The 13,868-nt window shown below is 62.5% G+C and carries 12 protein-coding genes; 6 read left to right on the top strand and 6 right to left on the bottom strand.

Features of this window, described 5'->3' with window-relative positions:
* Nucleotides 1-11 precede the first annotated feature (11 nt).
* Nucleotides 12-956, top strand: coding sequence for an ornithine cyclodeaminase family protein (locus OKW39_RS34010; RefSeq protein WP_429564632.1), 945 nt, complete (start codon nt 12-14; stop codon nt 954-956).
* A 6-nt stretch (nt 957-962) separates the two neighbouring features.
* Entirely contained in the window at nt 963-2,591 is a 1,629-nt protein-coding gene (locus OKW39_RS34005; protein ID WP_429564631.1) for an MFS transporter, read from the top strand.
* 13 nt (nt 2,592-2,604) lie between these two features.
* On the opposite strand, the gene OKW39_RS34000 is transcribed toward OKW39_RS34005, so the two are convergent.
* Both OKW39_RS34000 and OKW39_RS33995 read right to left on the bottom strand, forming a co-directional pair.
* Nucleotides 2,605-3,132, bottom strand: coding sequence for an N-acetyltransferase family protein (locus OKW39_RS34000; protein ID WP_429404171.1), 528 nt, complete (start codon nt 3,130-3,132; stop codon nt 2,605-2,607).
* Nucleotides 3,129-3,716, bottom strand: a complete 588-nt coding sequence (locus tag OKW39_RS33995) for a helix-turn-helix domain-containing protein (protein ID WP_090807603.1) — start codon at nt 3,714-3,716, stop codon at nt 3,129-3,131. Before OKW39_RS33995 ends, OKW39_RS34000 begins: the two co-directional genes overlap by 4 nt.
* 399 nt (nt 3,717-4,115) lie before the next feature.
* On the opposite strand from OKW39_RS33995, the gene OKW39_RS33990 reads away from it, so the two are divergent.
* Complete coding sequence (locus tag OKW39_RS33990; protein WP_429333337.1) at nt 4,116-6,332, top strand: beta-glucosidase; 2,217 nt, start codon at nt 4,116-4,118, stop codon at nt 6,330-6,332.
* A gap of 60 nt (nt 6,333-6,392) precedes the next feature.
* Here OKW39_RS33990 and OKW39_RS33985 read toward each other — a convergent pair whose 3' ends face one another.
* Complete coding sequence (locus OKW39_RS33985) at nt 6,393-7,859, bottom strand: amidohydrolase family protein (RefSeq protein WP_429333338.1); 1,467 nt, start codon at nt 7,857-7,859, stop codon at nt 6,393-6,395.
* Nucleotides 7,860-8,367: 508 nt separating this feature from the next.
* Between OKW39_RS33985 and OKW39_RS33980 the strand changes: the two genes are divergently transcribed.
* Entirely contained in the window at nt 8,368-9,234 is an 867-nt protein-coding gene (locus OKW39_RS33980; RefSeq protein WP_429564630.1) for a MipA/OmpV family protein, read from the top strand.
* An 84-nt stretch (nt 9,235-9,318) separates the two neighbouring features.
* On the opposite strand, the gene OKW39_RS33975 is transcribed toward OKW39_RS33980, so the two are convergent.
* From OKW39_RS33975 to OKW39_RS33965, 3 genes are all read right to left on the bottom strand, one after another.
* Entirely contained in the window at nt 9,319-9,858 is a 540-nt protein-coding gene (locus OKW39_RS33975) for a thioredoxin family protein (protein ID WP_429493013.1), read from the bottom strand.
* A 1-nt stretch (nt 9,859) separates the two neighbouring features.
* Entirely contained in the window at nt 9,860-10,576 is a 717-nt protein-coding gene (locus tag OKW39_RS33970) for a cytochrome c biogenesis CcdA family protein (protein ID WP_429564629.1), read from the bottom strand.
* Between the two features lie 179 nt (nt 10,577-10,755).
* On the bottom strand, nt 10,756-11,727 hold the full coding sequence (locus OKW39_RS33965; protein WP_429564628.1) for a LysR family transcriptional regulator: 972 nt from the start codon (nt 11,725-11,727) through the stop codon (nt 10,756-10,758).
* A gap of 304 nt (nt 11,728-12,031) precedes the next feature.
* Between OKW39_RS33965 and OKW39_RS33960 the strand changes: the two genes are divergently transcribed.
* Together OKW39_RS33960 and OKW39_RS33955 are read left to right on the top strand one after the other, a co-directional pair.
* On the top strand, nt 12,032-13,075 hold the full coding sequence (locus OKW39_RS33960; protein WP_429564627.1) for an alpha/beta fold hydrolase: 1,044 nt from the start codon (nt 12,032-12,034) through the stop codon (nt 13,073-13,075).
* A 375-nt stretch (nt 13,076-13,450) separates the two neighbouring features.
* Nucleotides 13,451-13,816 carry a DUF4148 domain-containing protein gene (locus tag OKW39_RS33955; protein ID WP_429564626.1) on the top strand — a complete coding sequence of 122 codons (366 nt, stop codon included), beginning with the start codon at nt 13,451-13,453 and terminating at the stop codon, nt 13,814-13,816.
* The last annotated feature ends 52 nt before the right edge of the window (nt 13,817-13,868 follow it).

The following is a 13,868-nucleotide window of genomic DNA, read 5'->3' as shown; positions in this document are numbered from 1 at the left end:
AAGCATTCTCCATGATTCATCTGAACGACGCGCAGATCGATGCGCTCGTGGGTTTCGACGAAGCGATCCCGACGCTCGAGCAGGCGTTTCGCGCACTGTCGCGGGGACGCGCGGCGGTGCAGCGGCGCGTGCGCACCGAAGCGGGCGGCGTGAAGCTATCGACGCTCGGCGCCGTGTTGCCCGAAGCTGGCGTGACCGGCGCGAAGGTGTACACGACGATCAACGGCCGCTTCTCGTTCTCGATCGTGCTGTTTTCAACCGACGACGGCCGCCCGCTCGCCACGCTCGACGCGAACGCGCTCACGCGAATCCGCACGGCCGCGACCACGGTGCTCGCGGTGCGAGCGCTCGCGCGCGAAGATGCGCGCGCCGTCGCGATCTTCGGCACGGGCGTGCAGGGGCGCGCGCATGCGCAGGCGCTCGCCGCGCATACCGGTTTGCAGTCGTTCAGAATCGTCGGCCTCGATAACGTGGAGCAGGTCGTCGACGAACTCAACGCGCGTCACCGTGCGCGCGGCGTGAAGGCCACCGCAGGCGAAGCCGCCGAGGCGGTGCGTGATGCCGACGTGATCGTCACCGCGACGCGCGCGACCGGTGCGCTGTTCGATGGCACGACGCTTGCGCCCGGTGCGATGGTCGCGGCCATCGGGTCGAGCCTGCCCTACACGCGCGAGCTCGACGACACGACGCTCGCGCGCGCGTCGCGCATCGTGGTTGAACTGCATGAACAGGCAAGGGAAGAGGCCGGCGACCTGGTGCAGGCCGCGCCCGGCACGTTCGACTGGCGCAACGTAGTCGAACTCGGCGACGTGCTGGAAGGGCGCGCCAGCGCACGCGTGCGGTCCGAGGACATCGTCGTCTACAAGGCGGTCGGCATCGGCTTGCAGGACGTTGCGCTCGCCGGGCTCGCGTGGCGCAAGCATGTCGCTCGCGAAGCGGCCGCACAGCGCGCCTGAACGCCGATGAGCAACGGCACGCCACCCGGCGCCATACCGCACGGGACATCGCCGCCCAACACGGCCCGCTCGTTCCGTCAGTCGCTCTTTGCGATGCTTGGCTTGTCGAGCGTCGTGATGATGGTCGCGATCGATCAGACCGTGGTCGGCACCGCGTTGCCTACCATCGTCGCCGAGCTGAAGGGCTTTAATCTCTATGCGTGGGTCGCGACTGCGTATCTGCTCGCCTCGGTCATCACGGTGCCGATCTTCGGGCGGCTCGGTGACTGGTTCGGACGCAAGCCGTTGATCGTGATCGCGATCGTCGTGTTCACGGCCGCGTCGGTGCTGTGCGGTGCCGCGCACAGCATGCAGGCGCTGGTGCTGTTTCGCGCGTTGCAAGGGATCGGTGGCGGCATGCTGGTGGGCACCTGCTTCGCGTCGATTCCCGATCTGTTTCCCGATCCCGTCGTGCGTCTGCGCTGGCAGGTGCTGTTTTCGAGCGCGTTCGGCGTCGCGAATGCGGTAGGGCCTTCGCTGGGCGGCTTTCTGAGCGAGCACTACGGCTGGCGCTCCGCGTTTCTCGTCAACCTTCCGGTCGGCGTGCTCAGTCTTTATCTGACTGCCCGACATCTACCGAACATTCGCCATCAACTGCGCGGCAAGCTGAGCCCGGACTGGCGCGGCGCATTGTTGATCGCAGCCGGACTCGGTGCGTTGCAACTGCTCGTCGAATCGCTCGCGCAGCAGACGCTGAAGGTTTCGACGATCGCGTTCGGCGTGGTGGCATTGAGCGCGGGCGCGCTGCTCGTGCGCGAGGAACTGCGCGCGGCCGATCCGATTCTGCCGCCGGCGTTGCTGCGCGAGCGGGCCATCATCGCGTTGCTCGCGTTGTCGATGCTGATGGGCTTGGCGATGTTCGCGCTGCTGTTCTATGTGCCGTTGCTGCTGCAAGGCGGCATGGGTCTCAACGCGGATCGCGCCGGCGTGATGGTGACGCCGCTCGTGCTATGCATCACCGTCGGCACGATCGCGAATACGCGCGTCGTCACGCGTCTGCGTAAGCCCAACGTGCTGCTGTACGTCGGCTTCGCGTTGCTGGGCGTGGCGTGTTGGGGCGTCGCGGCCGAACGCATGGAGACCGGTCATGCGTTGATGGCCGCATTGACTGCGGGCGGCGTCGGGATCGGTCTCGTGATGCCGAATCTGACCGTGTTTGCGCAGCAGGTGGCGGGCAAGCGTCAGCTTGGCATTGCGACCGCTATGATCCAGTCGGCGCGGATGGTGGGCGGCATGATTGGAACGGCCGTGGTCGGCACAATCGTGCACGTGCTGTATCGCCAACGGGTGGCCGATGTTTTGCAAGGGCACGGTATCGATACGGACGCGCCGTGGGTTGCGCCCGCCGCGCACAGCCCGCAAGTACTGCTGACGTCTCGCGACGTCGCGACCTTTATTCGCGATGCCCACGCGGCGGGGTTCGACGGCGACGCGCTGATCGCCGCGGCGCGCGTCGCGCTCGTGCAGGCCATCGACCACGCGTTGCTCGCGGTGAGCGCGGCAATGGTGCTCGCATGCCTCGCCGTGTCTCTTGTGCCGCTGATTCGCGTGCAGCGATTGGGACGCGAGGTCGCGTCAGTCGCAGTAAGCGAATGAGCGCTGGTGCGGGTCAAAGTTGCTTGCAATAGAAGGTCGTGTCGCAAAACGCCCCGTCGGGCATCAGCGCGTAATTCGGCACGCTGCCGACGCGTTGCCATCCGGCGCGCTGATAAAGCCGTTCGGCATCGCCGCCGGTCACGGTGTCGAGCACGAGAACCGATTTCTTCTCTTCCCGCGCGATGCGATCGAGTTCGCTCATCAGGGCGTGCGCGACGCCGCGCCGGCGTGCTTTTCTGTGCACGAGCATCTTCGCGACGTCGGCGCGATGTGGCTGATTTTCGGGTTGCGCGGTAATCAGCTGCACGGTGCCCACGATATCGCCGCTGTGATCTTCGGCGATCAGCAATACGCGCTCGCCACGCGCGACGCTTTCCACGACGTTGCGCCAGAACGCGAGCGCCGTGTTACGCGAGATCGGCAGCATGAAGCTGACCGATGCTCCGCCTTCCACGCAGTCGATCAGCACGTCGGCGAGCGCTTCGACGCAGGCCGAAGCTTCGTTCGCGCCGACGCGCCGTATGGTCACGTTATCGCTCATCCGTTTCTCCGTTCGTTGACTGGCGATGTGGTCAGCGCGACGAGATAGCGCGCGCGTTTGCGAGTGGGGTTACGGAACACGATCGGGCTGTCGAGCCGCATTGCCAGGCAGTCGCCGGTCTTGAGCCGCCAGCTGGTGTCGCCGACCGTGATTTCCATCGACCCGTCGAGCATCCACACCTGTTGATGAATGTCCGCGTCGCGCGCGCCGGTTTCGTAACTGACGCGCTGACCGGCGGGAAAGTTGACCTCGACCAACTGGATCGCCGAGCGCGCGGTCGGCGACAGATGACGTCGCACATACCCCGAGCTCGGATCGGTCCACACCGCCTGCTCGGTCGCGCGACTGACCGGCGATGGCTCGGCAGCCGGCGCGCCATCCTGCTCGAATAGCGACGCGAGCGGCACGTTCAACGCGGTCGCGAGTTTGTCGAGCACGGTCGCGGTAGGGCTGCTCTGAGCGCGCTCGATCAGCGAGATATTCGAGCGGCTGACTTTGCTGCGCTCGGCCAGTGCATCGAGCGACCAATTTTGAGCGTCGCGCAGTTCTTTGATCCGGCGCGCGATCTGGGCGTTGATGTCCATGTAATCCAGTTTAAGGGATGCAGTTTCCAGTAAACTAGACGACGGCTTTTTTGTTGTCAATGCGCAAATGCCCACTCACCAATTTGAATAAAAACCCCCACAAAATTGCCGACTCTTTATTCGTTTTGATTCGCTAACTTTCAATTAGCCTGTGTCGGAAAAGCCTTACGCCCCATTACGCATAAAATTACACGTATTGGTATAAATACCGATGCTGTAGTGAGACTACATTCCTACATTACTCACCACGAAGAGTCGCTACAGCCCATCCAGTTGCGCCGATTCTTCTTCCCACAGGCAAACGTTTGCAGTCATCGCTGCATGCCTGTTTTCGCGTCCGCTTCCCACCCCCCGACGCGCTCCGTTGCCCCAGAAAAGCACAATTTCGGAGAGACACCTATGCAGAAGAAACTATGGCCGGCCGTCGCGATAGCGGCGGCCGTGAGCGCCGCTGCGCACGCGGAAATTCCCACTCCTGGTCTCGACTTCGCGCCCATGTCGACGGTGCTGAACGCGTTCGCGTCGGCAGCGGCGCATCGGCGCGCGGAAACGCTCGTCAACAAGATGACGATCGACGAAAAGCTGCAGTTCATTCACTCGGAGTACGCGATGTCCGCCGTGCCGGGCGGCGGCGCGGGCTACATTCAGGGCGTGCCGCGTCTCGGCATTCCCGACCTGAACATGGTCGACTCGGCCACGGGTTCGGGCAGCACCAACCAGCCATCGACGACCTTCCCGGCGACGCTCGCGGTAGCGGCGAGCTGGGACCGCGCGCTGTCGTGGAACTTCGGCAAGCAGATCGCGATCCAGTTGCGTCAGCAGGGCTTCGGCATGGGGCTCGGCGGTGGCACCAACCTCGCGCGTGAGCCACGCGGTGGCCGGCTCTTCGAGTATCTCGGCGAAGATCCGGTGCTTGCCGGCGAGATGCTCGCCGAGCGCACCGACGGCACGCAAAGCCAGAAGGTCATCGCGACGATCAAGCACTACATGGGCAACGAGCAGGAACATAACCGCGGCGGCGGCAATAGCCAGATCGACGAGCGCACGATGCGCGAGCTCTATCTGCTGCCGTTCGAAATCGCCGCGCGCCGCGCGCAGCCCGGCAGCGTGATGTGCAGCTACAACGAGGTCAACGGCATCCAGGCCTGCGAGAACCCGCACATTCTCAACGACGTGCTGAAGAACGACTGGCACTTCGAAGGTCAGGTGCAGTCGGACTGGGGCGCGACGCATAGCACGGCACCGGCGATCAATGCGGGTCTCGACGAGGAGGAAGACGTCGGTTCGACCGTCTATCTGACGCCCACGCTGGTCAAACAGGCGATCGCGAACGGCTCGGTGTCGACCGCGCGCCTCGACGACATGGTCGAGCGCAAGCTGTATGTGATGATCCGCACGGGCGTGATGGACGATCCGCCGAAGGGTGGCGCGACCATCGACTTCTCGGCCGCGAGAGCCTTCACGCAGTCGGTCGAAGAGCAGTCGATGGTACTGCTGAAGAACGCCAGCAATCAGTTGCCGCTCGCCGCTGGTTCGCTGTCGCGTATCGCGGTGATCGGCGGCCATGCCGACGCGGCGGTGCTGACGGGCGGCGGTTCAGGCAACACGCGCGATCCGGTGACGGGCGCGTTCGCCGGTTGCGGCGGCTTGACGTTCGGCACGGAGACGGGCTGCAGCTGGTGGACCAACCCGTGGCTGAAGCTGAATACGCCGATCGTGTCGGCGATCAAGGCGCTCGCGCCGCAGGCCACCGTGACCTTCGCCGGCAACAGCGATCAGCAGTCGCCGTTTGCCGCCTACACGCAGCAGCAGATCACCCAGGCGGCCACGCTGGCGGCCAACTCCGACGTCGCGATCGTCGTGGTCGCGCAGCCGGCCGGTGAGGATATCGGCGATCTGCCGAGCCTGGGCCTCGCGAATCCGACCAACCAGGATGCACTCGTCGAAGCGGTTGCGGCGGCCAATCCGCACACGATCGTCGTCGTCGAAAGCGGCAACCCGGTGCTGATGCCGTGGAAGGATAGCGTGTCGGCGATCATCGAAGCATGGTATCCGGGCGAAGGCGGCGGCAATGCGATTGCGAATGTGCTGTTCGGCAAGGTCAATCCTTCCGGCAAGCTGCCCGTCACGTTCCCGGTGCGCGACCAGGATACGCCGACGTGGGGCACGAATGGCGCGTTTGCGGCGAACCCGGTGTACGCCGAGAAGCTCGATATGGGCTATCGCTGGTACGACTCGCAGAACATTACGCCGATGTTCGAGTTTGGCTATGGCCTGTCGTACACGCACTTCGCCTACTCGGGTCTGTCGGTTCAGCATCTGCCGGGCGGCCTGATCGACGTGTCGTTCGACGTGCGTAACGATGGCCGCGTCGCCGGTGCGGAAGTGCCGCAGGTGTACCTCGGCGTGCCGTATCAGGGTGAACCGCCGCGGCGTCTCGTCGGCTGGGACAAGGTGGGTCTGAACCCGGGCGAATCGCGTCGTGTGCACGTTGTCGTGACGCAGCGCATGCAGAGCGTGTGGGATACGACGAGCAACCGTTGGCTCTATGTGCCGGGCAGCTCGGTGTACGTCGGCGCATCGTCGCGCGACATCCGTCTGCAGGGGCACGGCTAAATAGTGTGACGGTGTAGCGAATGCGGGCGCGCCAGGTTGCGCGCCCGCCTGAATTGTTGATTACGCTTTCAGCGTGTTCTTGTAGAACTTTCCATCCTTCATCACGATGCGCAGGTTCTGCTCCGGGTTCGCGATCAGGTCGAGATTCTCGAGCGGATTGCCGTCGACGAGCAGCAGATCGGCGTACGCACCTTCCTCGAGTACACCGAGCTTGCGCGGGTACGGATTGCGGTGCCCGGACAGCGCGAGTAGCTGGCCATTGGTGCCCGTTGCGATGCCCAATGCTTCGGTTGCGCTATACCACGCCTTCATATGCGTGAGCATCGTGCCTTGCCGTGCGGCCACGGCCTGCGAAAAGATCAGGTCCGTGCCGAACGCGACCTTGATGCCATGCTTGCGCGCGAGTTTGAAAACCCTGTCGGTGCCCGCGATCACCTGAAGAAATTTTTCGCGGATCGGTGGGGCGAGCGGACCCGCGTCGTCTTCGTTGACGAACGGCTGCGTGCTCAACCACGTGCCGTTCTTCGCCATCAACGCCGCAGTCCTGTCGTCCATCAGATGACCGTGCTCGATGCACTGCACGCCTGCCGCAACGGAGCGCTGAACCGCTTCGGACGTGTACGCATGCGAGAGGATATAGGTGCCCCAGTCGGCCGCTGTTTCGACGGCCGCGCGCAACTGCTTTTCGGTAAACGTGAGCATGTCGAGCGGGCTGCGCGGCGTCGATACCCCACCGGCTCCGACCAGCTTGATCTGCGTCGCGCCCTGAATGAACTGCTCGCGCACCCGCAAGCGGACTTCGTCTTCGCTGTCGGCGATCGCGAAGCCGCCGTCCCGTTCCAGTTGGGTGACCTGGTTGCCGGCGCGCGGCAGATCGCTCAGCGCACGAAAATCGCCGTGACCCCCGGTGGTCGTGATCATCGCGCCGGACGGATAGATTCGCGGCCCGGAAATCATGCCGCTATCGATTGCCTGCTTCAGCGCGAATGACGGGCCGCCCGCGTCGCGTATCGTTGTGAAGCCGCGCAGTAGCGTACGTTCGGCTTCAGCGCTTGCCGCAAGATGAACGAAAGCAATGTCGGATTGAAGGATGACCTGAATCGGCACTGCCGCGAGCAGCGCGTGCCAGTGCATGTCGATCATGCCGGGCATCATCACCTTGCCACCGCAATCGACGAGCGTTTTGCCGTCGATCGAAGCCGGTTGACCCCGACCCAACTGGCTGATGCTGTCACCCTCGACAACCATATAGAGACCGTCACGCAACGTCGACGATTTGCCATCGAACAAGCGGAAGTTCGTGAACAGCACCGGCTTGTCCGGCGGTGCTGGCGGTTGGGTGGTTTGAGCATTGCCAAGACCGGGCAGAACCAGGCTCAGCATCGAAGCGGCGAGACCGGTGACGAAGCCGCGCCGCGACAGATCGGCACTGATACGGCGGTTGGCATACTGCGCTTGAGACTTGTCACAAAGACATGAAAACGACGCACTGACTGCTTTATCGCCGATGTACTTTCCTGAAGGCATAGCTCACCTGTAACGTAGATCACCGTGCATCGATAGCCGCCATCTGACTACATTTCACACCTGGCGACGCGAAAGTCAAGCCCGCACAGATTATCGCCTCCGAACGAGGATGGCAAATTCCGCGTCGCTTGATACAAGCATTGAAATTGCATCTATTACTCGATTACGCGGTTGCCGCATGTAATTAGAAAAATATGCTTGCGACCGGCGAAAAGATCGGGCTATGCTCACGCCACGTATTCTGTAAGTGAATCCCCCGAAATAAGGCACGATTCCCTACCCTGCTTGGGGGGGAGATGCGCCAAACAAACGTCCCAATAAAGCGGATGCATCGGCTATTACAAACGTATTTTCTATCATCGCGATTATCGAGCGAGGTGATCGGTCATTCTTTTAACGCCGCTGCAATTAGAAACTCAACTATTTCACAATTTCGCCGCCACTCCATGAATGCCGGGATCGGAAAAGTCGCATTCAGTCTTTTTTAATTTTTCACGGAGAAACAGAAATGATCGATGTGTCAAAGCCGCGTATGCTCAAGGTGCTGGCGGGGGCCGGCTTGTCGCTGTTTGCCGTCACCGCGATGGCCGACGATACGCTCGGTTTGTCGGAAAGCCTGTTCTCCATCGGCGCGCCGGAAGTGACGCAGGCGCCTGGCGCGAGCGCGAGCTCGTGGCGCTTTGCGGTTGGCGCAGGGGTCGTGAACATGCCGAAATTTCCGGGCGCGAGTGGCACGAAATGGGAAGCGGTGCCGTCGGTGAGCGTGAATTACGACCGCTTCTTTATCGGTGCGAACCCAGACGCGGGCTCGGTGCTATCGCTGGGCGCATATCTGTATCGTGATAGTAACTGGCGCGTCGGCGCGGCGTTGACCTACGATTTCATCGAACCGCGCAGCGAGTCCGACGACTCGCGGCTGCACGGACTCGGCGACGTCAAACGCACCGCGCACGCGGAGCTGTTCGGTGTTTATACGTGGGAGTTCGTCACGGCGCGCGCGAGCGTTTTGACCGATATTGCCGGCAACGATCGCGGCACCGTCGCGACTTTCGATCTGTTGGGACGCTATCAACCCATTGCGCAACTGACGCTCAGCGCAGGCCCGGGCCTGACGTGGGGAAGCGACAAGTACAACGAAACCTATTTTGGCGTGAATTCCGAGCAGAGCGCGCGCTCGGGATTGCCGACCTACTCGGCCAGCTCCGGTTTGAACCAGTTGCGCTTCTCAGTCAACGGGGTTTACCGGATCGCAACGCGTTGGAACGTTGGCGCGAGCGTGTCGTTCGCGTGGCTGCGCGGCGACGCGACCGACAGCCCCATCACCGAAAAGACGAGTCAGATTACGTACGGCCTTTTCGCCAATTACCTCTTTTAGTCGTCCGCCGAAAACGAAGGCCCGCTGCACCCGATCGCGTGGGTGCAGCGGGCTTTCCCGTTCTACGAGTCAGCAAGCGCTTCGTCAATTCTTCTGCGCGAGCAGCGCCTGAATCCTGGCTTCGGTCTGCGCATAGGCGCCTTCTCCAAAGTGCGTGTAGACGATATGACCTTGCTTGTCGATCAGATAGAACGCGGGCCAGTACTGATTGTTATAGGCATTCCAGGTGGCGTACTGGTTGTCCTGCGCAACCGGATAGCTGATACCGAGCCGTTTCAGCGCGGTCTTCACGTTGCCGGTGTCGCGTTCGAACGGATATTCCGGCGTATGCACGCCGATCACCGTGAGCCCCTGATCCTTGTACTTCTGGTTCCAGCTTTTTACGTAAGGCAGCGTGTTGGCGCAATTGATGCAGCTATAGGTCCAGAAGTCGACGAGTACCACTTTGCCGCGCAATTGCTGCAATTTGAGCGGCTCGCTATTGAGCCATTGCGTGATGCCTGTGAGCTCGGGTGCGGGCGAGCCGCTTTCCTGCGGCGCGGCGATGGCGACCGTACTCGTCGCGATCAACGCGCAGGCGGCAAACGCGGTGGACAATGCGAAGGTTTTCAGGCGGGTAGTCATGTCAAAGTCCTTTGAGTGAGGGGAAAAGACCGGCGAGCCGCGCGTACAGCAGCACGTCGTACTGCAAATAGATGGCGAGGGCGGTCAGCATCACCAGTACGCCGAATACCTGTTGCAGGCGCTCCGCGTGACGTGAGACCACACGGACATGACGCGTCACGTAATGGCCGCCGTAGATGATCGCGAGCATCGGAATCGCCGCGCCGATCGCATACAGCGTGAGCAGCAGAGCCGACCAACCGAGATCCTGAGCCTTCACGACGAGCACCAGAATCGACGCGAGCACGGGGCCGGCGCAGGGCGTCCATACCGCGCCGAGCGACATGCCGAGCACGAAGCCGCCCGCGTTGCCGCTGCCGGGTTGCGTAGCTGGCGCAATGGCCGCGCCGATGCGCTCGAGCAGCCCTTGCAGTTGCGCGACGAGCCAGTCGTAAGGTCGCGGCCAGATACGCAGAAGCCCGGACAGTGCGAGCAACGCAATGCCGGTATTGCGCAGTACCTGTTGCGCGACGTGCACGGTGCTCGACACCGCGCCCAATAGCAGCGCGAAAGACGCGAAAGTCAGAATGAAGCCGGCGACGATGAACAGTGGCCGCGTGCGGCTCGGTCGTTCGACGGAAGTGCCGAGCAGGATCGGCATCACCGGCAGCACGCAGGGGGAGGCAATCGTCAGCAGCCCGGCGAGCAGGGCGAGCGGAGTTTCGAGCGTACTGTGCATGATGGGCGTTCCGTTGGCTGGGATGGCCGTATTGGAACGCCCGCACGTATCTGGTTTATGTCGGGGTCAGGCGCGCTTGCAATGTAGTGTGTCTGCGTATGGCGCGGATACATTGCGACACAAATCGGTTGAGGAACCGATGCGCGCGGGGGGCGAGGCGGCGGTAGCCGAACGCTGGCTCAGCGCGCCCTGCGCTTACGCACCGCGATTCCCGTCGCGGCCGCGACGCTATTTGCGCTGGACGTGGAGAACATCGGCATACGCTCCTCGATCCAGCGCAGCAATTCGAGAGGTCCCGGTGCGAGCGGCCGGCCGGTCTTGACGAGCACACGCGCCTGCGCGCCGGAAAACAGCGGATGCGCGATCGGTATCGTCGTCAATTCGCCGCTCGCGATTTCGCGGTAGGCAGCGAATTCGCCGATCAGCGTCATGAAGTTGTCGACCGTGACGAAGCGCTTCAATGCGCTCAGTGAGTTGGTGGTCAGCGTCGCGGGAATCGACACGTTTTCGGCGAGTTCCGTCATCTTGACGATATGACCGATCCCAAAGGTCGGTGGCATCAACGCGAGCGGCCACGCGCGCAGGTCGTCGAGCGTCGCGGGTCGCTTGCGCTTCGCGAGCGGATGGTCGCTTCTTAGCAACAATACGACCGGCTGCGGCGAACTCGCGCGATGCTCGAGGCGCGCATGAGGCGGCGGATTGTACGCAAGCCCGATATGCGCACGACTTTCGGCGACTTCTTCCTGGATTGCGTCGACCGCGAGCATATCGAGGCCGATTTCGAGTTCTGGATATTGGACGCAGAACGGCGCGAGCACATCGTCGACCAGCGTATCGACGAAGCCTTCGCTGACCGCGAGCCGGATCTGCCCTCGCTGCAGGCCTTTCAACGCATGCAATTGATCTTCGAGCTTCTCCTGCTGCGAACGGTAGCCGCGCCAGAATTCGAGCAGATGCGTGGCCGCTTCGGTCGGCCTGACTCCGCGCGACTGCCGCTCGAACAGCACCGCGCCGAGTTCGTCCTCGAGCAGCTTGATCTGCCGCGTGATCACGGAGGGTGACGTATTGATGCTTTCGGCGGCGCCGCGGATGGTGCCGTGCGTGAGCACCTCGTTGAAGTAGCGAAGGCGTTGCTGGTTGATCTCGCGCATGTGATTTGTCGATTGCGGTTAATGTGTTGCCCACAAGGCAACGATTTGTGAACTTAGTTGCTCTTGCTGATGAAGGCTTGCGCTGTCACTATCCATCTCAAGCGGTGCGACAGCGGTAAGCCAGTGGTTCAGTCGTCAAGGCATCTCCGGTTTCAGATTCGTTCTACCCGTCTCGTTCGATTCGTTTCAGATTGCCATTGAAGTCTGCTCTGCCTGCACGGTGCCCGCATGCGGCTGTGCGATATCGCGCGCGAGCGGACCCGATCAATTCCGTATCAAAGCCTTTGCTTGAAGGAGAACAACCATGTCGGATCAGATCAATAGTCGCCGCCGCCGCTTTATCGGAACGGCGGTTGCCGGTATCAGCCTGCTCGAATTGGGACTGGGCGGGCTCGCGCATGCGCAATCGGCCGACGCGGCCGGCAATGCGAAAGCGGGCGCGCGCGTGGCGTCGTTCGAGAAGATTCGCTCGATCAATGCGGGCACGCTGAACGTCAGCTACGCGGAAGCGGGCCCGCAGAACGGACCGGTGGTCATTCTGCTGCATGGCTGGCCTTACGACATCTACAGCTTCGCCGAAGTGACGCCGTTGCTGACGGCGGCCGGTTATCGCGTGATCGTGCCTTACCTGCGCGGCTACGGCGGCACGCGTTTTCTGTCGGCGGATACGCCGCGCAACGGTCAACAGGCGGTGGTCGCGGTCGACATCATCAACCTGATGGACGCGCTGAAAATCGACAAGGCCGTGCTCGGCGGCTTCGACTGGGGTGCGCGCACGGTGAACATCGTCGCCGCGCTGTGGCCGCAACGCGTGAAGGCGATGGTGTCGGTGAGCGGCTATCTGATCGGCAGCCAGGACGCGAACCGCGCGCCGTTGCCGCCGAAGGCCGAGCTGGCGTGGTGGTATCAGTTCTATTTCGCCACGGAGCGCGGCCGCGCGGGCTATGAAGCGAACCGTCATGACTTCAACAAGCTGATCTGGCATACCGCCTCGCCGAAATGGAATTTCGACGACGCCACGTTCGAGCGCTCCGCCGAATCGTTCAATAACCCGGACCATGTTGCCGTGGTGATTCACAACTATCGCTGGCGTTTGGGACTCGCGCAGGGCGAGCCGCAATACGACGAACTCGAAAAGCGCCTCGCCTCTGGACCGACGATCGCGGTGCCGACCATCACACTCGAAGGCGATGCGAACGGCGCCGCGCATCCCGAGCCCGCAGCATACGCGAAGAAGTTTACCGGCAAGTATCAGCACCGCAATATCAGCGGCGGCATCGGCCATAACCTGCCGCAGGAAGCGCCGAAAGCCTTTGCGGATGCGATTCTCGACGTTACCCGCCTTTGATGGAGCCGGCGCGCGCCGGCTTCTTCTGAACGGGCCCCAGCAGTCGAACGTACGGCTGCTGGGGTTTTTTCATGAGCGGGCCATTTGCAACCCACCTGCAACCCGCACGACGCATGCGACGCCGGCCCTGCTCGGCAGGTTCGGAAGTGGGTTTTGGTATCGCAATGTATCAACGGCATACGCAGACAAACACGCTTGCAGAAATGGGGGGTGACGAAAACATTGCAGATACGTTGGAGCGTTCTAATGTCTTCACGCAAGGTTGATTCACAACGTTGCGTGTGAAACAGGCGGGACGTCACAGTGTATCCGCGTCGATGGCTTCGCGTCCCGCTCAATCCTTATCCCTGATGGTTCGATACCCGGAGAAGACTCATGAAACTCGTTCAATCGCTGATCGTCGCCGCACTCGTCGCCGTTCCCGTCGTTTCGTTCGCGCAAGCGCAACCGCAACCGCAACCGCAACCGCAACAGGCACTCACACGTGCCGAAGTCCGCGCGGAACTGCTCCAGCTGGAAAAGGCCGGCTACAACCCGGCCAGCGACAACACGCAATACCCGCAGAACATCGAAGCGGCCGAGGCGCGCATCAGCGCGGGCCATGACGCGCCCGCCTACGGTGGCGTCGCGAACGGCAGTTCCGCTTCGGGCTCGCACGTGCCGATGAAGCATGCGGCGGCGGATCGCGTGTACGACGGCTCCGACATCGTCAGCCTCGGTTCCATCTACGCGCATTCGTGATCGATGCAAATGAGCAGGCCGTCCGCGTGCATCGGCTCACGTCGACGCGCGG

It is taken from the genome of Paraburkholderia sp. MM6662-R1 (assembly GCF_050436245.1).
In the GTDB taxonomy this organism is placed as follows: domain Bacteria; phylum Pseudomonadota; class Gammaproteobacteria; order Burkholderiales; family Burkholderiaceae; genus Paraburkholderia; species Paraburkholderia tuberum.
The sequence above is the reverse complement of the archived record's forward strand: the minus strand, read 5'-3'. Positions and strand labels throughout refer to the sequence as shown.

Coding starts and splice junctions, on each gene's coding strand:
- OKW39_RS34010 (WP_429564632.1), top strand. CDS start 12: ATGATTCATCTGAACGACGCGCAGATCGATGCGCTCGTGGGTTTCGAC.
- OKW39_RS34005 (WP_429564631.1), top strand. CDS start 963: ATGAGCAACGGCACGCCACCCGGCGCCATACCGCACGGGACATCGCCG.
- OKW39_RS34000 (WP_429404171.1), bottom strand. CDS start 3,132: ATGAGCGATAACGTGACCATACGGCGCGTCGGCGCGAACGAAGCTTCG.
- OKW39_RS33995 (WP_090807603.1), bottom strand. CDS start 3,716: ATGGACATCAACGCCCAGATCGCGCGCCGGATCAAAGAACTGCGCGAC.
- OKW39_RS33990 (WP_429333337.1), top strand. CDS start 4,116: ATGCAGAAGAAACTATGGCCGGCCGTCGCGATAGCGGCGGCCGTGAGC.
- OKW39_RS33985 (WP_429333338.1), bottom strand. CDS start 7,859: ATGCCTTCAGGAAAGTACATCGGCGATAAAGCAGTCAGTGCGTCGTTT.
- OKW39_RS33980 (WP_429564630.1), top strand. CDS start 8,368: ATGATCGATGTGTCAAAGCCGCGTATGCTCAAGGTGCTGGCGGGGGCC.
- OKW39_RS33975 (WP_429493013.1), bottom strand. CDS start 9,858: ATGACTACCCGCCTGAAAACCTTCGCATTGTCCACCGCGTTTGCCGCC.
- OKW39_RS33970 (WP_429564629.1), bottom strand. CDS start 10,576: ATGCACAGTACGCTCGAAACTCCGCTCGCCCTGCTCGCCGGGCTGCTG.
- OKW39_RS33965 (WP_429564628.1), bottom strand. CDS start 11,727: ATGCGCGAGATCAACCAGCAACGCCTTCGCTACTTCAACGAGGTGCTC.
- OKW39_RS33960 (WP_429564627.1), top strand. CDS start 12,032: ATGTCGGATCAGATCAATAGTCGCCGCCGCCGCTTTATCGGAACGGCG.
- OKW39_RS33955 (WP_429564626.1), top strand. CDS start 13,451: ATGAAACTCGTTCAATCGCTGATCGTCGCCGCACTCGTCGCCGTTCCC.